We start from the raw sequence: 21,938 nt of genomic DNA on the forward strand, positions 1-21,938 counted from the left end.
TCTGCGCAGGTAAAGGAGGAGCCCGCAACGCGGGCGGGGGACACGGAGCAGAACGCTCTGCCGCCTAGGCGGCTAGCTAAGATGCGTGCATGCGACTACCTCGCCGCCTACCCCTAGCCCTGCAACTGTCGCTGCTGATCGCAGCGGCCGTCGTGGTGGCCGTGCTGGTGGTGGGGACGCTCAGCTTCCTGAACTTGCGCAGCGGCTTCAAGGACTACCTGCAGGTACGCGACGACGAGCAGTTGATGCGCTTTGTGACCATGGTCGAAAGCCGCGCCGCCACCGACCCCGAACTGCAATGGTTGCGCCAGGACCCCGACCCCATGCGCGCACTGATGGACGAGTTCAGTGGACGTGCCGCACGCGGTCAGCGACCGCCACCGCCGCAGCGCGGTTATGGGCGCCCGCCGCCACGCGGAGAAGACGGCCCGCCTGGGCCAGGACAACAACAGCGCCCCCCTGTACCTGAAGGCGAAGCGCAACAGCAACAACCCCCACCGCGCGCCGAAGGCTCGCCACCGGCGCCTCCCCCCGCAACGCGCGGCGCCGGCGGCCAAGGCAGCCTGGGTGAACGCATGCTGGTGCGCGACGCGCAAGGCCAGCGCCTGGCCGGCCGGCCGCAGCCACCCGACGCAAAACGCACCACGCGCGCCATCAAGGTCAATGGCGTGGAGATCGCGTTTGTGGACCTGCTGCCCGAACCCGAGCCCGAGGGTGTGGACGCCCGCTTCCTGCAGCGCCAGACCAGCCGCCTGGTCTGGGCCGCGCTGGGCACCATACTCGCCGCCGTGCTGGCCGCGTGGTGGATGGCCGGCCGCTGGAGCCGGCCGCTGTTGGCATTGCAAAGCGCCAGCCGCGACATCGCCCGTGGCCGTAGACCAGAACCTTTGCAACCCACCGGTGCGCGCGAGATCGCGCAGCTGATGGAAGACGTCAACACCATGACCGCCGAACTGGCCCGATTGGAGACGGCACGCCGCGTCTGGATTGCACAGATCTCGCACGAGCTGCGCACGCCGCTGTCGGTGCTGCGCGGCGAGATGGAGGCTATTGAAGACGGTGCGCGCCAACCCACACCCCAGCTCATGTCCAGCCTGCGCGACGAGGTGCTGCAGCTCACGCGCCTGGTCAACGACCTGCACACACTGTCGGTAGCCGATGTGGATGGCCTGCGCTGCGACTTCGCGCCCGGTGATGCGCACGCCCATCTGTGGCGTGTGGCACAGCGCTTTGAGGCACAGGCGCAGCAGCGCGGGCTGACGCTGCAATTGCCACCGCGCACCGCCGCACCGATTAACGTGAACTGGGACTTTGGTCGCATCGAACAGTTGTTGGCCAATCTGCTGACCAACAGTCTGCGCTACACCGATGCCCCGGGCAGCATCGCCATTGACTGGCACAGCGATGGCCGCACCGTCACGCTGACCGTGGACGACAGCGCACCCGGCGTCAACGATGCGGATATGCGTGAACTGTTTGAACCCCTGTTCCGTGGCGACAAGGCACGCCAGCGCGGCGACGGCGAGCATGGCAGCGGCCTGGGCCTGGCGATCGCGCGCTCCATTGCGCAAGGGCACACGGGCACGATCTCGGCCAGCGCATCGCAGCGTGGCGGCTTGCAACTGTGCGTGCGCCTGCCGGTGCAACCAGAAGCCGGAAAAGGTGCGGCATGAACACAACGACCGCATCAACGCCCATCAAACGCCACATCCTGGTTGTGGAAGACGACGCCAAGATCGCCGACATGCTGACCAATTATTTGCACATGCACGGTTTCGAGACCACGGTGTGCGGCAACGGCCTGGACGCCGTGCCGCTAGCACGTGCACTTGCGCCGGCACTGGTCGTGCTGGATTTGATGCTGCCTGGCCAGGACGGCATCGCCGTGTGCGAACAACTGCGGGCTTTCTCCGCCGTGCCCATCATCATGGTGACAGCGCGTGTGGACGAGATCGACCGGCTGTTGGGGCTGGACACCGGCGCAGACGATTACGTCTGCAAGCCCTTCAGCCCGCGCGAATTGGTGGCACGCATCAAGGCTCTGCTGCGGCGCTCGGAAGGCAAGCTTTCCACGCATAGTGCGGCAGTGCTTGCAGCAACCGGTGCCGTGCCATCGCTGATGGCTGACGACCCCACGCAAACCATACGGTGGGGCGGCCAGCCCCTGCCGCTGACACCGGTCGAATTCCGCCTGCTGCGCCTGCTGATGTCGCGCCCCAGCCATGTGTTCTCGCGCGCACGGCTGCTGGACCATTTGCACAATGACCTGCGCGACGTCAGCGACCGCGCCATCGACAGCCACATCAAGAACCTGCGCCGCAAGCTGGATGCCGCAGGCGCCGTGGGGCACGGCGTGGCGTCGGTGTATGGCGAGGGCTATCGTTTTGAGGTGGAGGCGGCTTAAACCGTTTCCACGCTACGGCTCTCGGCCAGCTTGACGAGTGCCGCCAGCACATCATCAAAGTCTTCGGTTACGGCAGCACCCACATGCTCGGCGCCAGGCCCGGTCACGCGTGCGCTGTAGACGATGTGCAGCTTGCCGCCGTCCAACGGCTCGATGCGGTGTTCTACCGTGACGCATATGTCGCCCAGCACTGTTTCATCGGTGAATACCACACCGTCTTCCACGCGGATGAGCCGAGTCGTCATGGCATCCTGGCCAGTGGGTGTCATGCTGAATTCGGCGCCGGTCACGAACGGGCCCACAAGCTTGGCCTGCGCGATGTCAGCATTCCAGCTGGACCAGTTGTTGACGTCGGTCCACAGCGCCCAGACAGTAGAACGGGCTGCGGAAGTGGTGGTGCTGAATTCGCGGTGAAATGTCATTTGAAAAGCTCCTGAATGGCTGGGTTGATGTGAAAGAGCCTTCAGTGTAAAAACCTGCTACTGACAGCGTGTTGTCAGTAGGCATGGAAGGGATTTCCAGGGTCTTGGCGCAAGAGTTTGTGGACCACAAGATGCACCATCATTGCGTAAAGACCTACCCCCCCTGCCCAAAATGTGGTGCTGCGTTGAAAACGTGGCACGCCGTGCACTGCTTGCAGTGCGACTGGATACGCGAAGAAAACAAACTGCTACCTGAGTACTACAACAGTGATTTGTTGCCTGGCTGCTTGTAATGCAATGACACGATCACATGAGGCTTGTCTGATGCGTTGCACTGCGCTCGCCAAGTCGCACAGCGACGGCAACCGTCACTTTCACCAACCCATCACAGCGTAGCAATCTCCGCAATCGCGTTCGCCATATATTCAATCTTGTGCTGCATGTCGGCATCGGTATCGGCAAAGCGCTGGGCGATCTCGGCGAAGCTGTCCTGGATCTCGACAAAGGCGTCCACCATGTCCGGATCAAAATGCGCGCCGCGTTCGCTAAAGATGATCTGGGCCGCTTTGTCGTGCGGCACGCCGGCTTTGTAGACCTTGCTGGTGATCAGTGCGTCGTACACATCGGCCAGCGCAATGATGCGGGCGGATACCGGGATGTCGGTGCCAGCAATGGCGCGCGGGTAGCCGCTGCCGTCCCACTTTTCCTGGTGGCACAGCACCACGTCTTTGACCATGGCCAAGAGTGGTGATGCGCGGCCCAGTGTTTTTTCTGCGCGTTCGATGGCGGCGTGGCCCAGCGTGGTGTGGGTGCGCATGATGCCGATTTCATCTGCCGTAAGGCGGCCGGGTTTGAGCAGGATGCGATCCGGCACGCAGACCGAACCCATGTCATACAGCGGGGCGCTGCGGTACAGCGTGTCGATGTAGGCAGGGGTCAGCAAGGCCTCAAAGTTGGGGTGCTTGCTGAGGGCCTTGGCCAACGCCAGCACATAGTGTTGCACGCGCAGGATGTGGCTTTCAGAGTCAGCCTCGCGCTGCTCGGCCAGGGTTGCCATGGCGAAGACCAGCACCTGTTGTGCATGCTGAACCTCGGCAGTATCGGCGTCGGCGGCAAGCGTGGTGGGGCTTGGGGTTGGCATGTTCAATCTCCTGAAAGGCAGCGCAGCGGCGCTTGGTACAACCATACCATTTTGCCACCGGGCTCGCCACATTGGGCGGTGGGTTGCACACCCTGTGCTGCAAACTCCAGGCTGACCAGCCATGCGCCAGCACGCAATTCGGCGCGGGCCTTGGCGATTGCGCGCGGCATGCTCTCGGGCCGCTGAAACAGATAGACCATGTCGTACGTGGACCAGTCAGCCGCCCAGATGTCGGCCCTGCGCACCTGTGCCCAAGGGCAGCGCAGCGCGCACCACCAACGCAGCGGCCAGCTCCACTCCAGGCCGAACAGCTGGGCTTGCGGGTAGGCGCGGCGCAGCGCTTCCAATCCATGGCCCAGGCCACAACCCGCATCCAGCACGCGGGCATCGTCGGGCAGCGGCGCGTGGTGGGACAGGCTGTCCAGCGCGTGCGCAGGAGTAGGGAACAGCGGCGCGTCACGCCAGGCGTTCAAGGGGTAGACGGCCAACAACAAGACCAACGGAACCAACCACGCCCAGGCGGGCAATGTGGCAGCCAGTGATGGCAAGCTCAGCGCCAACGACAGCGGAAAGCCCGCCGCAATCAGCACCCTGCGCCACCAGGTGTGGCCCAGCAGGCTGAACCCCACACCCAGCGCAGTGGCGGTGCCCAGTGCCACGTGCAGCGCAGCGCCCTGCCCCAGCAGCGCGCGAAACAGCAGCCAGGCCGCTGCCCAGGTGAGCACGGCGGGCAGTGGCCAGGTGCTCAGCACAGCACGCATGGACGGCTTCTCGGCGAGTGTTGCATGCCAAACAGGCCGCTAGCCCTCGTGCAGAGCGCGTAAGCAGCTACGTTTTTCATAGCGCAGCGGGGCCGAACGGTGTTCGGCTTAGCGGCTGGCGCCGGGGGATAGGCGTTCGATCAGGCCATTCAACTCGTCCAGCGATCCAAACTGGATGACGACTTCGCCCATCTCTTCGACGCGGCCGGCGCGCTTCACGCGTTTCTTGACCTGGATCTCGACCTGGGCCATCAGCAGGTCGGATAACTCTTCTTCTACACGCTTGAGGTCGCGCGACTTTTCTTTCTTGGGCTTGGCCGAGGCGGTCAGCTCGAACTCAGCGCCCAGCTTCTTGACCAGGCTTTCGGCCTCGCGCACCGACATTTTCTTGGCGGCGATCTGGTTGGCGGCGGTGATCTGCGTGCCGCGCTCCAACGACAGCAGTGCGCGGGCGTGGCCCATGTCCAAGTCGCCGGCCATCAGCATGGTCTGCACGGGCTCGGCCAGGTTCAGCAGCCGCAGCAGGTTGCTGGCGGCGCTGCGCGAGCGGCCCACAGCCTGGGCGGCAGTTTCGTGTGTCAGGCCAAATTCCTTGATCAGGCGCTGTAAACCCTGGGCCTCTTCCAGCGGGTTCAGGTCTTCGCGCTGCATGTTCTCGATCAGCGCCATCGCGGCAGTGGCCTGGTCGGTCACATCACGCACCAGCACCGGCACGCTGTCCAGGCCGGCCAGCTTGGCGGCGCGGAAGCGGCGTTCACCGGCGATGATTTCATACTTGCCAGCGTTCGTCCCCTCTGCAAGGCGACGCACCAGTATCGGTTGCATGATGCCCTGGGCCTTGATGCTCTCGGCCAGTTCATACAGCGCGCCTTCGTCCATGTGCGTGCGGGGCTGGTATTTGCCGGCCACCATATCCACCAGCATCAACGTGCTGGGCGTGCCGGAGTTGGCGACGGCGTCTTCAGCCGACGCGCGGTCCTGGACCTTGGGGCCGAGCAATGCTTCCAGGCCCATGCCCAGGCCTTTGGGTTTTTTCGTGACCATAGTTAACCGTTCTCTTTCTTCGTATCTTCAATGAGTTGGTTCAACAGCGCCCTGCCCTCGGGCCAGTCGCCCAGGCCTGAGTCGGCGTTGATGTGGCCCTTGTTGCCATAGTCGACAAAAGTCGAGCCCCAGGCGCTGGCCAGCTGCTGCGCGCGGGCAAATGTGCAATACGGGTCGTCGTGGCTACCCAGCAGCGTGCTGGGGAACGGCAGGCGCTGCAGCACGATAGGTGACCAGCTCTTCAGCGGCGCGCGGAATTCTTCGCGTTCAGCATCGCCCGGTGCCACCAGCAGTGCAGCTATGACGCGGTGGGTATTGCGCGAATGTTGAGCCCACGCGGCGGTCAGCAGGCAACCCAGGCTGTGGGCAGCCAAAACAATCGGGCCGTGCGGCGCGGCCAACACGGCCTCTTCCAGCTGCGCCATCCAGTCGCCGCGCAGGGGTTGCATCCAGTCGTGCTGCTGCACGCGCTGGTCGCCATACAGCGCTTCCCAACGGCTTTGCCAGTGGTCGGGGCCCGAGTTCTGCCAGCCGGGCAGGATGAGGACGGTGGTTGGGGTGGTATCGGTGGACACGGTATTGGTACTTGCTATTATTTTGGTAGCTGCTTACGCACGTTGCACGAGGGCTAGAGGCCGATTTGATCTATACCCATCGGCTGGCGGCTTACATCGCGGCGATGCGCGCCACCATCTCCTGCGCGAACGCCACAAAGGCCTGCGCGCCTTTGGAAGACGGGTCAAACACCACGCCCGGCACGCCATAGCTGGGCGCCTCGGCCAGGCGCACATTGCGCGGGATGACCGAGTCAAATACCTTGTCGCCAAAGTGGGCCTTGAGTTGCTCGCTGACCTGCATCTGCAAGGTGATGCGCGGGTCAAACATCACGCGCAGCAGGCCGATGATCTGCAGGTCGTCGTTGAGGTTGGCCTTGACCTGTTTGATGGTGTTGACCAGATCGGTCAGGCCTTCTAGCGCAAAGTATTCGCACTGCATCGGCACGATGACACCATGGGCGCAGCACAGGCCGTTGAGCGTCAGCATGCTGAGAGATGGCGGGCAGTCGATCAGCACGAAGTCGTATTCGGCATCGACTGCGGCGATGGCCTGCTTCAGGCGTCTTTCGCGCCGCTCCACTTCCACCAGCTCAACCTCGGCACCGGCGAGCTCGCGGTTGGCGCCCAGGATGTCGTAGCTGCAGCCGCCTTCCTTGAGCTTGTCGCTCTGGATGCGGGCCTCGGTGATGGACGCCGACTCCAGCAGCACGTCGTACACCGTCAGCTCCAGCTTGCGCTTGTCGACGCCCGAGCCCATAGTCGCATTGCCTTGGGGGTCCAGGTCGATCATCAGCACGCGCTGGCCGACCTTGGCCAAGCCGGCGGCCAGGTTGACGGTGGTGGTGGTCTTGCCAACGCCGCCCTTTTGGTTGGCTACACAGAAAATCTTGGCCATACTATTTGGACACCGCCAGCTTGATGCCAAACCCGATCAGGAACAGCCCGGCGACTTTCTCCAGCACGCGCGAGACCATGGGGTTGGCGCGGATGCGTTCGGCCAGGAAGTGCGTCAACAGCACCGATGTCAGCCCATACACAAAGGTGATGGCGGCGATGGTGCCAGCCATAAAGCCGTACGTCACCAGACCGCGCTGGCTGACCGGGTCCACAAACAGCGGGAAGAAGGCCATGTAAAACAGGATGGCCTTGGGGTTGAACAGCGTGATCATCAGCGCCTGGCGGAAGTAGTGGCCGGCCGTGATATTGAGCACCGGCGCGGAGCCGGGCTTGGCCAGCAGCATCCTGCCACCCAGCCACGCCAGGTAAGCTGCGCCAATCCACTGCACGGCATGGAAGGCATCCGGGTAGGCGGCTAACAGCGCCGCCACCCCGGCAACCGCCGACCACATCAGCACCTGGTCCCCGCCAATCACACCCAAGGTAGCCGCCAACCCGCCGCGGATACCACCCTTGCTGGTAGACGTGATCAACGCCAGATTGCCCGGGCCAGGGATCAGCAAAAACACGATGATGGTGGCAACAAAAGTGCCGTAGTCGGTGACGCCAAGCATGGGTTTCTTTCAATGGGTGGAGCGCCGAGTTTACGTGAGGATTTTGGCGCGTCTTGTTGGTTCGACCCAACCGGCCGTTGCTGCTGCCCTGCCGGCCAACGCGCGTGTACTTCCCGCCTTTAGCTGGTTGGGTCCGGCGGGGCTGCCAGTCAACCCGCGCGCTTACGCATCCAGACAATGCAGCGGTCTGCGTCCAGGCCTGGAACACTCAGTTGTTCCACGTGAAACACTTCCACGGTTGGGGGCAGTACCGCCAGCTCGTCGGCGGGGTGTTTGCCCTTCATCGCCATCCAGACGCCCCGCTCTGCCAGCGCGTCGCCGGACCAGTTGGTGAAGTCGATCAAGGACGCGAATGCGCGGCAACTGACCACATCGTACGGTTCAGTCAGTGACTCAACACGGGCATGGAGGCCGCGCAGGTTGGGCAGCTTCAGCGTCACTGCAACCTGCTGGATAAAGGCCGCCTTTTTGGCGACCGTGTCCACGCAATGCACGGTGATGTCAGGGCGGCAGATGGCGATGACGATGCCAGGCAGGCCGGCACCAGAGCCAACGTCCAGCAGACGGGTCGGAGCCCCCAAGTTTTCAGCGGGGCCATGCAGGGTTTGCAGCTGCTTGTCGAGCGGGGCCAGCGCGGCCAGGCTGTCCAGCAGGTGGTGGGTCAGCATCTCGGCCGGGTCGCGCACGGCCGTCAGGTTGTAGACCTTGGTCCATTTCTGGATCAGGTCCAGATACGCGAGCAGCGCGGTGATCTGGGCTGCGTCCAGTGTCAGGCCCAGGGATGGCAACGATTGCTCCAGCACCTGTCGGCGGTCGATTGAATTGGGAATGGCGTTAACGGCAGGCAACGGATACCTCATTTTGTTGGGCGGTAAAAGCCAATTTTTTCTCTGCTGATCATGCAACCCAGGTGGGAGCAATCGGCTTTCAAAGACTGGCGCAACGTCTGGCAAGTGGATGCGTCCAGCGGCGCATTCTTGTTATCACCACCAGCGCAACGGGCAGTTTCCTTGCAGGGGGTTTGTAGAACCATAGTGTTGACTCTATCAATTCCAGCAGTTGGCGGGCTGGCCGGGGGAGTTCACCCAGTAACGGCCAAAAGTGCCGATACCCGAGCCCATTTTGCCCTGCAGGCCCCAAACGTCCCCGCGCGCTTCGTGGTCGTAATGCTCGTCGTCCATATGGTTGCCCCCATCGGCAAAGGCGGCCATGCGCCAGCCGGAGCCCAATTCCCGCTCGCACATTACCGATGCCTGCAGTTCCGATTGCAGCGTGGCGCCCATCACCGCGTGCGTGGCACCCAGCTCGCCGCTGGTCCAGCCGTGCCCGCTCAGGCCGCCGGGCCGGGGTAGGTCACCCTTGCGGATGCACAGCACCGGCAGCACCATACGGCAGCTGGTGTCGCCCACACTGGGGTTGCAGGCGCCCTTGTAGGCCCGGTCCAGCGGGGAGTCGCCCGCGGCGCAGGCCATGTTGGCTACGTCTTTAGGATCCTTCTCTTCCAACGCCTGGGGGCCAAAAGTCAGGCCGTAGCCAATAGGTTTGCCACTGGCCGGCGCTGGTGCGCTATTGGCAGGCGGCAGCGGTGCGCCGGTTGGGGCCACCGCCACAGGGCGCGTTTTGGGCGCGGAGCACTTCTTGAACACCAGCGGGATCACCAAAATCCCCACCAGGGTCACCGCCACGACAATCGCTCGCTGCATGCGCTGCCCTCCCCGGCTGCTTGTTTTGAAGTCGAAAGGACTTAGTTTACGCTGCCACTTTTTCGGCAAAGCCGCGGAAGTTGCCCTTCTTCAAATGGATCAGCAGCAGGGAGATGGTGGCCGGCGTGATGCCCGACATGCGCGATGCCTGGCCCAAGGTTTCGGGCCGGTGCTTGTTCAGGCGCTGGCGAGCCTCTATGCTCAGCGCCGTAACTTGCATATAGTCCAGCTCGGGAGGCAGGCGCAGGTTTTCGTAATGGGCGGCCCGCTCGACCTCGTCGTTCTGGCGGTCGATGTAGCCGGAGTATTTGCTGGCGATCTCCACCTGTTCGATGACGGCGGCCACGAACACATCCTGCGCTAAGGTCGCGGCGGCCGCCTCAGAACCTTCCGGTGTTTCACGTGGAACATCGGCAGCAACCGTCGGTAAATCCCGGTTGGCATACCGCCCACCGTCCAACGACATCACTGCCGCATAGCCAATATTCGGTCGGCGCAGCAGGTCCGCCAGGTTGTACTCGTGCTCAATCGCTTTACCCAGCACCCGCTCGGATTCGCTGGCCGCCAGGTTCTTGGGGCTCACCCAGATGCCACGCAGCCGCTCTGTTTCACGTGAAACAGCGTCGCGCTTGCGGCAGAAAGCATCCCAGCGTGCATCGTCCACCAAGCCCAGCTTGCGCCCGGTCTCGGTCAGGCGGGCGTCGGCGTTGTCTTCGCGCAGCTGCAGGCGGAACTCGGCCCGGCTGGTGAACATGCGGTAGGGCTCGGTCACGCCCTTGGTGATCAGGTCGTCGACCAGCACGCCCAAGTAGGCCTCGTTGCGGCCGGGCACCCAGGTGTCTTGCCCCCACTCTGCGGACTGGGCTGCCGGCGCGCCGGCTTGCAGCGCGGCATTGACGCCAGCGAACAATCCCTGAGCCGCAGCCTCTTCATACCCGGTCGTGCCATTGATCTGGCCGGCGAAAAACAGGCCGTTGATCTGCCGCGTCTCGAAGCTGCTCTTCAACGAGCGGGGGTCAAAGTAGTCGTACTCGATCGCATAACCGGGCCGCAGGATGTGCACGTTTTCCAGGCCGGCCATGCTGCGCACCAGCTCGTACTGGATATCAAACGGCAGGCTGGTGCTGATGCCGTTGGGGTAATACTCGTTGGTTGTCAGGCCTTCGGGCTCCAGGAAAATCTGGTGGCTGTCCTTGTCGGCAAAGCGGTTAATCTTGTCTTCCACGCTGGGGCAGTAGCGCGGCCCCACACCCTCAATCTTGCCCGTGAACATCGGGCTGCGGTCGAACCCGCTGCGGATTATGTCGTGCGTGCGCTCGTTGGTGTGCGTGATCCAGCACGGCATTTGCTGCGGGTGCATATCCAGCCGACCCATGAAGCTGAAGACCGGCATCACATCACTCATGCCACCAGCCACGCCGTCGCCCGGCTGCTCGATGCACTTGCTGAAGTCGATGGTGCGGCCATCCAGGCGCGGTGGTGTGCCGGTTTTCAGGCGGCCTTGGGGCAACTTCAATTCCTTGAGCCGCGCGCTCAAGCTCACAGCCGGTGGGTCCCCTGCCCGGCCGGCGGCATAGTTGTTCAGCCCCACGTGGATCCTGCCGTCCAGGAAGGTGCCCGCCGTCAGCACCACGGTCTTGGATCGGAACTGGATGCCGACCTGGGTTACAGCACCTACAACACGGTCACCCTCGATCATCAAGTCATCCACCGCCTGCTGGAACAGCCACAGATTGGGCTGGTTCTCCAGCATGCGGCGAATGGCGGCCTTGTACAGCACCCGGTCGGCCTGCGCCCGAGTCGCACGCACAGCCGGGCCTTTGCTGGAATTGAGGATGCGGAACTGGATGCCGGACTCGTCGGTCGCCAACGCCATCGCGCCACCGAGCGCGTCCACTTCCTTGACCAGGTGGCCTTTGCCAATACCGCCGATGGAAGGGTTGCAGCTCATCTGCCCCAGGGTTTCGATGTTGTGGCTCAGCAGCAGCGTCTTGCTGCCCATACGGGCCGCTGCGAGTGCAGCCTCGGTTCCGGCATGGCCGCCGCCAACGACGATGACGTCGAATTCTTGTGGGTAGAGCATGGTGTGTTCAGTGTGGGCGCAAGGCTAGTTCGTTCTTGCGTGCGCTCAGTGGGTTAACCCGCGATTTTACCGGCTGCCTGGTTTTTTGGCACGTGGAGAGAAATCACTGCGGCTGGATGCAGCGTTGGGTAGATCTGTTGGGCTGCACGTTTTGCTGCGTGTCCCCCGGCCTTGCAAGCAAGGCCTCCTCCTTTACCTCCGCAAAACGCACAGCCCAACTGATCTGTAGTAACGCATCAGTCGGCCCCTGAAAACTGCAAACACGCCTTCACCAACAACCTCCAGCGACGGGCAAGGGGTGGGTGTTTTGCGCAGGTTAAGGAGGAGGCCGAAGGCCGGGGGACACGGAGCAAAACACCCACCCCTTGCCTGTTGCGGGCGAGAGACGAAGACCCCCACGCAACTGAATTGGCGACAATACCACCCATGACCAAACTACTCGTCTTCGCGGGCAGCACCCGCCAACTCTCCTTCAACCGCCGCCTCGCCAACGCCGCCGCCACGATGGCGCGTGCCGAAGGCGCGAACGTCACACACATTGAACTCAGCGACTTCGACGTCCCGCTGTACAACGCCGACCTGGAAGCCCGCGGAACGCCGGCCGACGTGATGCGCCTCAAGGCCATCGCCTACGACCACCCCGCCTGGATCATCTGCTCGCCCGAGTACAACGGCTCCTACACCGGCCTGCTGAAAAACACGATCGACTGGATCAGCAGCCCCGTCAAGGGCGACCCCGTCTGGTCCGACGGCGACCGCTCCATGCGCGGCAAGATCGTCGGCCTGATGAGCGCCTCCAACGGCGCATTGGGCGGCCTGCGTTCACTGAGCCACCTGAACCCGCTGATGGCCAATGCCCAGTGCTGGGTCGCACCCAAGCAGTTTGCGCTGAGCCGCGCTGGGGATGCGTTTGATGAAACGACCGGTGAACTGAAACTGCCGGCACAACGGGACAACGTGCTGGCGGTGGTGAAGCAGGTGCTGTGGGCGGCTGAGCGACTGGGGGCTTGAGCTTGGCCTGCTGTCCGGTAGACCAGCGGGCAAACCAGAACCAGGACAAGTTGATATCGCTCGTGATATCAACTTGAACGGACACCCCTGCTCCCAGCTTCTTCAGCCGATAGCAATCGCGAAGGAGTAGTGGCACAGGGCCAGCAACCCGTCCCCAATGAACACGCCATTTAACGACACCTTGAAAATGAATCACTCGCCGGGTTCTTCTCGAGAGGAGTCGGGGCACTCACGGGCGTGGCATTTTGCTTTGGAGAGCAGAAATGAAATTTGGATCGAGCTCTGCGCGACGAGGGGTCGCCTCAGCCAGCTGAATCTTCTTCCATGACTCGGCGAAGTTTCCTGTGTAAAACAGTGTGATAGCCCAGTTCTGTAGGTTCAAAGTATGCTGAGGAGCTTTCTGATACAGCTGTGCAAACCGGCGCAAGGCGTCTTGAAGTAGCGCGTTGTCCTTGGTTTCTGCACCCATGATGCCGATGGCTTTTGCATGGTCCACCGCAAAATCGATGTCATCACCGACCAAACGCTCAGCCTCGGCAAACAGCGTTAATGCATCAGTGGCTCCCTCGGTATTCGCTTGAATGGCCGCCATTCCCCAAAGGGCTGCCCCGTTGTTGCGATCAATCAGCCAGGCCTGACTGAAGCGACGCATGGCATCCTGAACATGGCCTTGACGAAGCAACTGCCATCCGCGCTTCGAGATCTCAACAGATGCTTTACTTCGGTCCCCTTTGTACTGTTCATCGATGGCTGCAATGAACTTGTCGTCGGCAGCTCGTTGCAGCTCGCTTTTTTGCACGGACCCATACTTCGGCGACAAACTGGCGCTTTGCGCCAGCACGGGGTGGAACGCTGAACCCAGAGTCAGCAACAGGGCGAGTGAAATTTGACGAATCATGGCTTGAAAATCCCGACGTTGAAATTGTGTGAGAAACAAAGGCCGCGCACGCAAGGCACAAAGAGAAATGCGGGGCCGGATACATTGGTGCGATGGGGCGACGCAAGCACCGGGATGGCCGGCACTGCGGTCACTTGGCACCACCCGACTGAATAGTGAAGCGCATTTGAAAACGTGCCGTGTCAGCCCGGCCTCCACATGCGCCACCTCGACCTCTACTCTGACCGCTCCGAATGGGCGCCCGCGTGTACATCTTTGTACGCCAACATCTCTAGCAGCTGCTCTTCCTTTGCCGCGTCAAAGCCGCACCTGTGAACCCACTCCTTGGGGTTCTCGTAGGTTCCGAACAGCATGTCCCACCAGGTGATGTCTCCGTAGTTGTTCTTGTGGCGGCCATACTGGTGGTGAATGCGGTGCATCTCGGGTCGCTGGAAGAAGAAGCCAACCCAGCGCGGTGTCTTGACATTCGTGTGGTAGAAAAATTCACCGAGCGCCGTGCACAGCGTGTAGACGGCACCCGCTTCAAACGACAGCCCCAGGAAGGCATAGACCAGCAAACTACCGATGATGGAATTGACCACCATCTCGCACGGATGCTTGTAGAACGATGTGATGACCTCCAGCCGCTGCGGGCTGTGGTGGATCTGGTGAAATCCGCGCCACAGGAAATTGTGCTCGTGCCTCCAGCGATGCCACCAGTAGAAAACAAACGTCGCAATGAAGTAGGCGATCATCCCCCCCCACAACGGCCGCACGTGATTCGACAGATGAAACACGGACGCCGAGGACAGCCAACGCTCCCAGGTCAAGCCCGCAAGGAGCACAACGCACAGCTGAACTCCATTGATCAAGAGCACGCGCAGGGGCCATGTGCGCACCTTGGGCAGCTTCCATCCGGGGACCGCCTGCTCAAGAACAAAACAAAGGCCGAAAACCAAAAAAATCGTAGGCAGCATGATGGGGGGTTCTTTCTGGGTTGCCTACCGATTGCACTGGCTGTGCAAAACGCATCTGCGGCCACCACCGGTGAAGGTGGGAGCGAGTCTAGGGAGCCGGAACCACGCGCCGCGGCAACTTCCAATCCAGTATCCGGGCACGCGCGGCAGGGTATCGATCCGCGATACTGGTTGGGGGTGTGTTGTGACCAGGCGGCCGCACGTCACACCGCAGCCAGCCCTCTCAGGCCAGCGCCCCGCGCAATTCCAGCTCCACCATGGACACAATCTCAATGCGCCCATAACCCAGCCCCAACACCCCATCCCGCACCAGCACCTTCAGCTCCTTGGACAAGGTCTGCCGTGTAATCCCCAGCATCATCGCCAGCGCCTCCTGCGACACGGCCACGCTGGCCCGCGCGTCACTGGCCATGGTCGCATCGCCTCTAGCTAAAGTCAGCAAACGTCGCGCGATGCGTGTGCGGGTCGATCGCAACATGGCGTCTTCCACCATGCCGTACAACACCCGCACCCGGCCACACAACAGCATCGCAATCGCTCGGGCAAAGGCGGTACGCTGCATCAGGCGTTTGAAGGCTTGGGGCTGAATCACCAGTACCACACTGGCTACCACGGCAGTGGCATCGTGGGGCCGCGGTAGGCCGTCTATTAGAAATGCCTCGCCAAACCAGTTGCCAGCCTCGATCACCGACAAAATGCCTTCGCGCCCGTCTTCCCCCAGGGTCGACACCTTGACGGCGCCCTGCACCACGCAGAAGAAGCCGCCCGTGGCATCACCTTTGCGGTACAGCATTTCACCGGAACGCACGGGCACGGTGTCGGCCACCGCCAGCATGGCCTTGCGCTCCGCCAGCGGCATCCCGCCAAACCAGGGGTTTCTTGACAAAGTTCCCAGCAATTCGTCTTTTGAGTCGGCCATCCATTTCTTCCCGGTGATTACCCTAAATTGTAAGATTTTTAACAGTCTTACGGCAGTCAGCCGGTTAACGTGGCAGACCAATACCCGAGGACCTCGCCCATGCACATTCCTTCGCTCCAAAACCAGGTCAGCCCTGAAGAATGGCAGTTGCGCGTCGATCTGGCGGCCTGCTACCGCCTGGTGGCCGCCTATGGCTGGAGTGACCTGGTGTTCACCCACATCAGTGCGCGCATCCCTGGCCCCGAACACCACTTTTTGATCAACCCCTATGGGCTGATGTTTGACGAGATCACCGCCAGCAGCCTGGTCAAGGTGGACCAGCAGTGCAACAAGCTGATCGACTCGCCCTTCCCGGTCAACCCGGCTGGTTTTGTGATCCACAGCGCTGTGCACGAGGTGCGTGAAGACGCCGGTTGTGTCATGCACACCCATACCCGCGCGGGCGTGGCCGTCAGCGCGCAGAAGGACGGCATCTTGCCCATCAGCCAGCAGTCCACCTTTGTGCTGGGCTCACTGGCGTACCACGAATACGAAGGCGTGGCCTTCCGCGACGAGGAAAAGCCGCGCCTTCAGGCCGACCTGGGTAATGCCAACTTTTTGATGCTGCGCAACCATGGCCTGCTGACCGTGGGCAAGACCATCGCTGATGCTTTCCTGTCCATGTACACGTTTGAATCGACCTGCCAGATCCAGATCGCGGCCCAGGCCGGCGGTGGTGAACTCACGCGGGTCAACCCGCTGATCGTCAAGGGTGTGGCCGAAGCCATGCGTGTGCAGACCGGTGGCATGGGCGGCGCCTTTGCCTGGCCCGCGCTGATCCGCAAGGCCGACCGACTGGACCCCAGCTACAAGACCTGACGCCGCCCGGCCACGTAGAGGGCCGCAAGCCGCAACAGCAACCGACAACCATTTTTTGCCAGAGAGCACCAAGCCCATGCCCGCACAAAGCTTACGCGCCGCAATCCCGCTGGACGCCGTCCGCGCCGAACTCGAAGACACGCTCGCACTGCAGCGTGCAGCCTACTTGGCCCACCCCAACCCAACGTTTGCCGAGCGCAAGGCCGACCTGCTAAAGCTCAAGGCCTTCGTCGTCGACCACCGCGATGCGATCCTGGACGCCATCAGCAAGGACTACGGCAACCGCTCGCGCCACGAATCGCTGTTTGCAGAAATTTTCAGCATCATCGACGGCGTGGGCCACACGCTGAAACACCTGAAGCAGTGGATGAAGCCGCAGAGCCGCCACATCGACATCAAGAATTTTCTGGGTGCGTCCAACCGCGTCATCCCCCAGCCGCTGGGCGTGGTGGGTGCCATCATTCCGTGGAACTTCCCGATCTGGACCAGCTTCAACGGCCTGATCTGTACCTTTGCTGCGGGCAACCGCTCCATGGTCAAGATGTCGGAGAACTCGCGCCACATCACGGCGCTGCTGATGGAGAAAATCCCCGACTACTTCCCGCGCGACAAGCTGGCTTTTTTTGACGAGACCGGTGGCGTGGGCGTGGAGTTTTCCAAGCTCAAGTTTGACCACCTGATCTTCACCGGCTCGGGTCAAACCGGCCGCTCGGTGATGGCCGCCGCCGCCGCCAACCTGTGCCCGGTGACGCTGGAACTGGGCGGCAAATCGCCTGGCATCGTGCTGGACGATTTTCCGCTGCGCACGGCAGCCGAGCGCCTGCTGTTTGGCAAGTGTTTCAACGCCGGCCAGGTCTGCACCACGGTCGACCACCTGTATGTGCCCGAAGGCAAGGTGAACGCTTTCGTCGACATGGCAAAAACCATTATCAGCGGACGCTACCCCACGCTGGACACGCCGGACTACACGTCCATCATCGACGAGCGATCCTTCACCCGCATCACCAACGCGCTGCAAGACGCCAAGGACCGCGGCGCCACACTGGTACAGCTGGTACCCGGCAAGCCCTGGGACAAGAAGACGCGCAAGATCGCACCGCACGTGGTGCTGAACGCGCCGGCCGATTGCGAGCTGCGCACGCGCGAGATATTTGGCCCGGTGCTGCCGGTCATTGGCTACACCGATATCGAGGACGTCATCACCACCATCAACAGCGGTCCTCGTCCGCTAGCGCTCTACCCGTTCAGCAACAACAAGAAAAAAATACAGCACCTGATCACGCATGTGATGTCAGGTGGCGTCACGGTCAACGACGGCATCTTGCACACCGCACAACACGACATGCCGTTTGGCGGTGTGGGCGAGAGCGGCATGGGCCACTACCACGGGTATGAAGGTTTCGTGACCTTCTCCAAGATGCGGCCGGTGTTTTACCAGGCGCCGTTCAGCGCCATCAAATTCCTGTGGCCGCCATACGGTAAGTTCGCCACCAAATACCTTGATTTCCTCACCAAATAACAAACAAAAACAGGGACCTTCACTTATGAGCACTTACGGACCTCCTCACCTGCAAAGAAGAACTTTGCTCAAACTCGGGATTGCCTCTGCCGTTGTATTGGCCGTGGCCGGTGGCGCTGTGGCGCTGATGCAGCCCGGTCTGCAAAACGGCAAGCTGACCGAAGACGCGCGGCTGATTTTTGCCCGCGCGGGCCAGACCATACTCGCCGGGACCCTCCCAGCTGAAGCAGGCCCCAACCAGATCGCGATCAACGCGCTGCTGGACCGCGTCGACAACTTCATCGCCGGCACGCCCGAGCATGTGCAGGCCGAGCTGTCGCAACTGCTGGGCCTGCTGGGCACCGCAGCCGGACGCCGCGGCGTGGTGGGTCTGGCAACGGGCTGGCATGACGCCACCGTGCCCGAGATAGCAGCCGCCTTCCAGGCCATGCGCGAATCCAGCGTGTCGCTGCGTGTGCAGGCCTACCAGGCCCTGCACGACATCGTCAGCGCCTCGTATTTCTCCGGCCAGGAATCCTGGACTGCACTGGGCTACCCCGGCCCCCGAGCCATCTGAACAAAAAACAAAGAGAAACGCCCCCATGACCGCCCTTGTCCACATTCACCCATTGCCTTCCAGAGGGGCACAAGCCTCCGCCACAGGCAGCGCGTCGGGAGGCACGCCATGAGCAGCCTGCCAGATCCCATCAAAGAAGGCCTGGCCCGTGGCTGGAAGGTCCTGGGCGGCGCCCACGGTGCACTGCCCGCCAGCATCACCTGCGACGTGGCCATCATCGGCTCGGGCGCAGGCGCCGGCATTACGGCCGAACTGCTGACCAAGGCCGGTCTGAAAATCGTCATCATCGAAGAAGGCCAGCTCAAGAGCAGCTCTGATTTCAAACAGCGCGAGCCTGAAGCCTATGCGTCGCTGTACCAGGAGGCCGCCGGCCGCCAGACCAAGGACAAGGGCATCACCATCCTGCAAGGCCGTAGCGTCGGTGGCACCACCACCGTCAACTGGACCAGCTCGTTCCGTACGCCACCCAGCACGCTGAAGTATTGGCAAGAAAAGTTTGGCCTGACCGACTACAACCCCGAAGCGCTGGCGCCCTACTTCAAGCAGGCCGAAGAACGCCTCAACATCGCGCCGTGGGAAACCTCGCCCAACGAAAACAACGAGCTGCTGCGCCGCGGCGCTGCCAAGCTGGGCATCAAGGCCGAAGTGATTCCGCGCAACGTCAAGGGCTGCTACAACTTAGGCTCCTGCGGCATGGGCTGCCCGACCAACGCCAAGCAGTCCATGCTGGTGACCACGATCCCGTTCGCGCTGGACGGCGGCGCCACGCTGCTGGTGGAGACCCGGGCCGAGAAGTTCGAGATAGTCAACGGGCGTGTCCAGAGCCTCAGTTGCATTGCGGTAAAACCCAATGCAGCCCCCGCCAATCCTAATGGTGTAGCTACACAAATCGTAGCAAAGCACTATGTGTTGGCCGGCGGCTCCATCAACTCCCCCGCCCTGCTGCTGCGCTCCAAGGCGCCAGACCCACACAAGCAACTGGGCACCCGCACCTTCCTGCACCCGGTGGCCATCACCACCGCCATCATGGCCAACCCCGTGTCGGGTTGGGACGGCGCGCCCCAGTCCATCTACTCCGACCATTACCTCAATACCCAGCCTATAGACGGGCCGATAGGCTTCAAGCTGGAGGTGGCGCCGCTGCACCCCGTGTTCTTTGGCGCCAACCTGCCCGGCTTTGGCCAGAAGCAGGCCGACCTGTTCCGCCAGTACCCCCACGCCAACGTCATGCTGGCGCTGATGCGCGACGGCTTCCACGACCAGGCTGTCGGCGGCAAGGTCGAGCTGCGCAGCAGTGGCCAGCCGCTCTTGGACTACCCGCTGACCGACTACCTGATGGAAGGCGCACGCCGCTCCATGCTGGCCATGGCCGAGATCCAGTTCGAAGCCGGCGCCAAAACCGTTTACCCCGGCCACGAAATGGGTCAGGGCACCAACACCTGGCTTGAGACCAAAGCTGCCATCAACGCACTGCCGATGAAGCCACTGATCACCAAGATAGGCAGCGCCCACGTCATGGGTGGCTGCGGCCTGGCAGCAGATGCGCAGCGCGGCGTCACCCGCCCGGACGGTGTGCACTGGCAGCTGGAGAACCTGTCCATCCACGACGGCTCCATCTTCCCCACCAGCATCGGTGCCAATCCGCAGCTGTCGATCTACGGCAATGTGAACCGCCTCGCCCAAGGTCTGGCCAAACGCTTGACTGGCAAGGACGTCACTCTGGCTTAGAGGTTGTGTGCTGAACGCGGTATCGAACGAGGGTATCAGTCGGGCAGCGGGTTTTGCTCCGTGTCCCCCGCCCGCTGTGCGGGCTCCTCCTTTACCTGCGCAAAACCCACTACCCGACTGATACAGCGCCGTTTGAGCTGTACGTCGCAGACAGAAAGACAGGAAACCGAGCAGCAGGTCTTGGGTGGCTGTTCTGCGCAGGTAAAGGAGGAGGGCGAAGCCCGGGGGACACGGAGCAGAACAGTCGCGCAAGGCCTGCTGCGGGCGCACACCCCCAGCGCTGCAAACATTGGGCTAGGCAGTTAGTATCTAGCTCCCATTCAACAGCCCCACAAAAGGAAGCCTCATGAAGCTCTACTACTCCCCCGGCGCCTGCTCCCTGTCCCCCCACATCGCCATGTACGAGGCCGGCCTGAGCTTCGAAGCCATCCCCGCCCCCACCAAGACCCACCAGCTGCCCGACGGCACCGACTACTACACCATCAACCCGCTGGGCTACGTGCCCTACCTGACGCTGGACGATGGCCGCACGCTGCACGAAGGCCCCGCCATCGTCCAGTACATCGCAGACCAGGTGCCCGCCAAGAACCTGGCCCCCGCCAACGGCACCTACGAACGCTACAAACTGCAAGAGTGGCTGACCTTCATCGGCACCGAACTGCACAAAACCTTCTCGCCACTGTTCTCGCCCGCAACGCCCGCCGAGACCAAGGCAGGCGCCATCACCAAGCTGCAAAATCGCTTGAAATGGGTGGACGGTGAACTGGCCGGCAAGCAATACCTGATGGGCGACACCTTCACGGTGGCCGACGGATACCTGTTCACCGTCACCAACTGGGCGCCGCGCGTGGAAGTGGACCTGTCGTCCTACGCCAACCTGCTGGCCTACCGCGCCCGCGTAGCCGCCCGCCCCGCCGTCGTCGCCGCGATGACTGCCGAAGGCCTGTTGAAGTAAGCACGCGCTGCGCGCACAATCCTATTTTCAGCAGTCCACAACAGGAGAACACCATGAAACGCCTGGCCATCGCTGCCGCCATATCCGCCCTATTTTTCAGCGCTCCCGGCTTTGCTGCCACCAAGCATGCCAGCGGGGCCAGCAAGAGCAGGGCCACGTCGTCCGCGGCGAAAAACACCAAGACCAGTGGCGCGTCCAAGAGCAAGGCCACATCGTCAGCCGCCAAGAGCCGCTCCAAGTCCAAGCGCTAAGCCCTGCAGCCCACGGTCCATGCACACAACCGCCCCGCTGGTACTGCGCACCTACCCGTCGCCGATGGAGCTGCGCACGCCGCGCGTGCTGCTGCGCCAGTGGAAAGACAGCGACGGTGAGGCCTGGGCCACGATGAATGCCGACCCCGAGGTACGCCGCTTCTTCCCCAGCGTGCTGACCCGCACCGAGGCCCAGGGCGAGGCCGACCGCATACGCGCCAGCATTGCCCAACGCGGCTGGGGCATGTGGGCCATGGAGGTGCCTGGCGTTCATCCATTCGCCGGATTTGTCGGCCTGAACCTGCCGGCCTATGAAGCTCCATGGATGCCGGCCGTGGAGATCGGTTGGCGCCTGGCTCCCGCCGCCTGGCACCAAGGCTACGCTACCGAAGGCGCGGCCGCCGCACTGCACTTCGCCTTCACCCAGTTGGAGCTGCCGCAGGTGGTGGCCATGTCCGTGCCGGCCAACGGCCCCTCGCACCGTGTCATGGAGCGCATAGGCATGGTGCGCGACGCGGGTGCTGACTTCGACCACCCCCGCGTACCCGACGGTTCACCGCTCAAACGCCATATCCTGCACCGCATCGCGCCGCAGCAGTGGCGTGAACATCAAATCAGCCGCTAGCCCTCGTGTAGCGTGCGTAAGCAGCTACTAAATTTA

General features: G+C 62.5%; 23 protein-coding genes. 10 read left to right on the forward strand and 13 right to left on the reverse strand.

Annotation, left to right across the window (positions count from 1 at the left end; translation table 11 throughout):
* Positions 1–89: 89 nt before the first annotated feature.
* Both AC097P_RS03890 and AC097P_RS03895 read left to right on the forward strand, forming a co-directional pair.
* Positions 90–1,673 (forward strand): ATP-binding protein, encoded by a 1,584-nt coding sequence (locus tag AC097P_RS03890; RefSeq protein WP_479609041.1) that lies wholly within the window; start codon positions 90–92, stop codon positions 1,671–1,673.
* Entirely contained in the window at positions 1,670–2,404 is a 735-nt protein-coding gene (locus tag AC097P_RS03895) for a response regulator (RefSeq protein ID WP_479609042.1), read from the forward strand. The genes AC097P_RS03890 and AC097P_RS03895 overlap by 4 nt, the downstream gene beginning before the upstream one ends.
* Here AC097P_RS03895 and AC097P_RS03900 read toward each other — a convergent pair.
* The 10 genes from AC097P_RS03900 to mnmG all read right to left on the reverse strand — a co-directional run bounded on the left by AC097P_RS03900 (position 2,401) and on the right by mnmG (position 11,626).
* Positions 2,401–2,826 carry an SRPBCC family protein gene (locus AC097P_RS03900; protein WP_479609043.1) on the reverse strand — a complete coding sequence of 142 codons (426 nt, stop codon included), beginning with the start codon at positions 2,824–2,826 and terminating at the stop codon, positions 2,401–2,403. The two genes, AC097P_RS03895 and AC097P_RS03900, sit on opposite strands and share 4 nt — an antisense overlap.
* Before the next feature lie 385 nt (positions 2,827–3,211).
* A complete protein-coding gene (locus tag AC097P_RS03905) occupies positions 3,212–3,967 on the reverse strand; it encodes an HD-GYP domain-containing protein (protein WP_479609044.1) in 756 nt (251 codons plus the stop codon).
* A gap of 2 nt (positions 3,968–3,969) precedes the next feature.
* Positions 3,970–4,728 carry a class I SAM-dependent methyltransferase gene (locus AC097P_RS03910; protein ID WP_479609045.1) on the reverse strand — a complete coding sequence of 253 codons (759 nt, stop codon included), beginning with the start codon at positions 4,726–4,728 and terminating at the stop codon, positions 3,970–3,972.
* Positions 4,729–4,836: 108 nt separating this feature from the next.
* On the reverse strand, positions 4,837–5,772 hold the full coding sequence (locus AC097P_RS03915) for a ParB/RepB/Spo0J family partition protein (RefSeq protein ID WP_479609046.1): 936 nt from the start codon (positions 5,770–5,772) through the stop codon (positions 4,837–4,839).
* Between the two features lie 2 nt (positions 5,773–5,774).
* Positions 5,775–6,347, reverse strand: a complete 573-nt coding sequence (locus AC097P_RS03920) for an RBBP9/YdeN family alpha/beta hydrolase (protein WP_479609047.1) — start codon at positions 6,345–6,347, stop codon at positions 5,775–5,777.
* A 91-nt stretch (positions 6,348–6,438) separates the two neighbouring features.
* On the reverse strand, positions 6,439–7,224 hold the full coding sequence (locus tag AC097P_RS03925) for a ParA family protein (protein WP_479609048.1): 786 nt from the start codon (positions 7,222–7,224) through the stop codon (positions 6,439–6,441).
* Position 7,225: 1 nt separating this feature from the next.
* On the reverse strand, positions 7,226–7,840 hold the full coding sequence (locus AC097P_RS03930; protein ID WP_479609049.1) for a LysE family transporter: 615 nt from the start codon (positions 7,838–7,840) through the stop codon (positions 7,226–7,228).
* A gap of 149 nt (positions 7,841–7,989) precedes the next feature.
* Complete coding sequence (gene rsmG, locus AC097P_RS03935) at positions 7,990–8,700, reverse strand: 16S rRNA (guanine(527)-N(7))-methyltransferase RsmG (protein ID WP_479609050.1); 711 nt, start codon at positions 8,698–8,700, stop codon at positions 7,990–7,992.
* A gap of 186 nt (positions 8,701–8,886) precedes the next feature.
* The gene (locus AC097P_RS03940; RefSeq protein ID WP_479609051.1) at positions 8,887–9,543 is read right to left on the reverse strand and encodes a hypothetical protein; all 657 of its coding nucleotides are present in this window, start codon (positions 9,541–9,543) and stop codon (positions 8,887–8,889) included.
* A gap of 46 nt (positions 9,544–9,589) precedes the next feature.
* Positions 9,590–11,626, reverse strand: a complete 2,037-nt coding sequence (gene mnmG / locus AC097P_RS03945; protein ID WP_479609052.1) for a tRNA uridine-5-carboxymethylaminomethyl(34) synthesis enzyme MnmG — start codon at positions 11,624–11,626, stop codon at positions 9,590–9,592.
* Positions 11,627–12,052: 426 nt separating this feature from the next.
* Here mnmG and AC097P_RS03950 point away from each other — a divergent pair, with 426 nt between their 5' ends.
* Positions 12,053–12,637, forward strand: coding sequence for an NADPH-dependent FMN reductase (locus tag AC097P_RS03950; RefSeq protein WP_479609053.1), 585 nt, complete (start codon positions 12,053–12,055; stop codon positions 12,635–12,637).
* 229 nt (positions 12,638–12,866) lie between these two features.
* Here AC097P_RS03950 and AC097P_RS03955 read toward each other — a convergent pair whose 3' ends face one another.
* The 3 genes from AC097P_RS03955 to AC097P_RS03965 all read right to left on the reverse strand — a co-directional run bounded on the left by AC097P_RS03955 (position 12,867) and on the right by AC097P_RS03965 (position 15,410).
* Positions 12,867–13,535, reverse strand: coding sequence for a hypothetical protein (locus AC097P_RS03955; protein ID WP_479609054.1), 669 nt, complete (start codon positions 13,533–13,535; stop codon positions 12,867–12,869).
* 215 nt (positions 13,536–13,750) lie between these two features.
* Positions 13,751–14,491 carry a sterol desaturase family protein gene (locus tag AC097P_RS03960; protein WP_479609055.1) on the reverse strand — a complete coding sequence of 247 codons (741 nt, stop codon included), beginning with the start codon at positions 14,489–14,491 and terminating at the stop codon, positions 13,751–13,753.
* 223 nt (positions 14,492–14,714) lie between these two features.
* Positions 14,715–15,410, reverse strand: coding sequence for a Crp/Fnr family transcriptional regulator (locus AC097P_RS03965; protein ID WP_479609056.1), 696 nt, complete (start codon positions 15,408–15,410; stop codon positions 14,715–14,717).
* Positions 15,411–15,509: 99 nt separating this feature from the next.
* On the opposite strand from AC097P_RS03965, the gene AC097P_RS03970 reads away from it, so the two are divergent.
* The 7 genes from AC097P_RS03970 (at position 15,510) to AC097P_RS04000 (ending at position 21,902) form a co-directional block, all read left to right on the forward strand.
* Positions 15,510–16,268, forward strand: coding sequence for a class II aldolase/adducin family protein (locus AC097P_RS03970; protein ID WP_479609057.1), 759 nt, complete (start codon positions 15,510–15,512; stop codon positions 16,266–16,268).
* 76 nt (positions 16,269–16,344) lie between these two features.
* Positions 16,345–17,787 (forward strand): coniferyl aldehyde dehydrogenase, encoded by a 1,443-nt coding sequence (locus AC097P_RS03975; RefSeq protein WP_479609058.1) that lies wholly within the window; start codon positions 16,345–16,347, stop codon positions 17,785–17,787.
* Positions 17,788–17,812: 25 nt separating this feature from the next.
* The gene (locus AC097P_RS03980) at positions 17,813–18,343 is read left to right on the forward strand and encodes a hypothetical protein (RefSeq protein WP_479609059.1); all 531 of its coding nucleotides are present in this window, start codon (positions 17,813–17,815) and stop codon (positions 18,341–18,343) included.
* Between the two features lie 108 nt (positions 18,344–18,451).
* Positions 18,452–20,071, forward strand: a complete 1,620-nt coding sequence (locus tag AC097P_RS03985; RefSeq protein ID WP_479609060.1) for a GMC family oxidoreductase N-terminal domain-containing protein — start codon at positions 18,452–18,454, stop codon at positions 20,069–20,071.
* Positions 20,072–20,417: 346 nt separating this feature from the next.
* On the forward strand, positions 20,418–21,026 hold the full coding sequence (gene gstA / locus AC097P_RS03990; protein ID WP_479609061.1) for a glutathione transferase GstA: 609 nt from the start codon (positions 20,418–20,420) through the stop codon (positions 21,024–21,026).
* Between the two features lie 53 nt (positions 21,027–21,079).
* Positions 21,080–21,277, forward strand: a complete 198-nt coding sequence (locus AC097P_RS03995) for a hypothetical protein (protein ID WP_479609062.1) — start codon at positions 21,080–21,082, stop codon at positions 21,275–21,277.
* Positions 21,278–21,296: 19 nt separating this feature from the next.
* Positions 21,297–21,902 carry a GNAT family N-acetyltransferase gene (locus AC097P_RS04000; protein ID WP_479609063.1) on the forward strand — a complete coding sequence of 202 codons (606 nt, stop codon included), beginning with the start codon at positions 21,297–21,299 and terminating at the stop codon, positions 21,900–21,902.
* The last annotated feature ends 36 nt before the right edge of the window (positions 21,903–21,938 follow it).

The organism is Rhodoferax sp. ZS1R8, from assembly GCF_056521325.1.

Bases quoted from the DNA above. Each gene is read 5' to 3' on its own strand.
- AC097P_RS03890 (WP_479609041.1), top strand. From the start codon at position 90: ATGCGACTACCTCGCCGCCTACCCCTAGCCCTGCAACTGTCGCTGCTG.
- AC097P_RS03895 (WP_479609042.1), top strand. From the start codon at position 1,670: ATGAACACAACGACCGCATCAACGCCCATCAAACGCCACATCCTGGTT.
- AC097P_RS03900 (WP_479609043.1), bottom strand. From the start codon at position 2,826: ATGACATTTCACCGCGAATTCAGCACCACCACTTCCGCAGCCCGTTCT.
- AC097P_RS03905 (WP_479609044.1), bottom strand. From the start codon at position 3,967: ATGCCAACCCCAAGCCCCACCACGCTTGCCGCCGACGCCGATACTGCC.
- AC097P_RS03910 (WP_479609045.1), bottom strand. From the start codon at position 4,728: ATGCGTGCTGTGCTGAGCACCTGGCCACTGCCCGCCGTGCTCACCTGG.
- AC097P_RS03915 (WP_479609046.1), bottom strand. From the start codon at position 5,772: ATGGTCACGAAAAAACCCAAAGGCCTGGGCATGGGCCTGGAAGCATTG.
- AC097P_RS03925 (WP_479609048.1), bottom strand. From the start codon at position 7,224: ATGGCCAAGATTTTCTGTGTAGCCAACCAAAAGGGCGGCGTTGGCAAG.
- AC097P_RS03930 (WP_479609049.1), bottom strand. From the start codon at position 7,840: ATGCTTGGCGTCACCGACTACGGCACTTTTGTTGCCACCATCATCGTG.
- rsmG (WP_479609050.1), bottom strand. From the start codon at position 8,700: ATGAGGTATCCGTTGCCTGCCGTTAACGCCATTCCCAATTCAATCGAC.
- AC097P_RS03940 (WP_479609051.1), bottom strand. From the start codon at position 9,543: ATGCAGCGAGCGATTGTCGTGGCGGTGACCCTGGTGGGGATTTTGGTG.
- mnmG (WP_479609052.1), bottom strand. From the start codon at position 11,626: ATGCTCTACCCACAAGAATTCGACGTCATCGTCGTTGGCGGCGGCCAT.
- AC097P_RS03950 (WP_479609053.1), top strand. From the start codon at position 12,053: ATGACCAAACTACTCGTCTTCGCGGGCAGCACCCGCCAACTCTCCTTC.
- AC097P_RS03955 (WP_479609054.1), bottom strand. From the start codon at position 13,535: ATGATTCGTCAAATTTCACTCGCCCTGTTGCTGACTCTGGGTTCAGCG.
- AC097P_RS03960 (WP_479609055.1), bottom strand. From the start codon at position 14,491: ATGCTGCCTACGATTTTTTTGGTTTTCGGCCTTTGTTTTGTTCTTGAG.
- AC097P_RS03965 (WP_479609056.1), bottom strand. From the start codon at position 15,410: ATGGCCGACTCAAAAGACGAATTGCTGGGAACTTTGTCAAGAAACCCC.
- AC097P_RS03970 (WP_479609057.1), top strand. From the start codon at position 15,510: ATGCACATTCCTTCGCTCCAAAACCAGGTCAGCCCTGAAGAATGGCAG.
- AC097P_RS03975 (WP_479609058.1), top strand. From the start codon at position 16,345: ATGCCCGCACAAAGCTTACGCGCCGCAATCCCGCTGGACGCCGTCCGC.
- AC097P_RS03980 (WP_479609059.1), top strand. From the start codon at position 17,813: ATGAGCACTTACGGACCTCCTCACCTGCAAAGAAGAACTTTGCTCAAA.
- AC097P_RS03985 (WP_479609060.1), top strand. From the start codon at position 18,452: ATGAGCAGCCTGCCAGATCCCATCAAAGAAGGCCTGGCCCGTGGCTGG.
- gstA (WP_479609061.1), top strand. From the start codon at position 20,418: ATGAAGCTCTACTACTCCCCCGGCGCCTGCTCCCTGTCCCCCCACATC.
- AC097P_RS03995 (WP_479609062.1), top strand. From the start codon at position 21,080: ATGAAACGCCTGGCCATCGCTGCCGCCATATCCGCCCTATTTTTCAGC.
- AC097P_RS04000 (WP_479609063.1), top strand. From the start codon at position 21,297: ATGCACACAACCGCCCCGCTGGTACTGCGCACCTACCCGTCGCCGATG.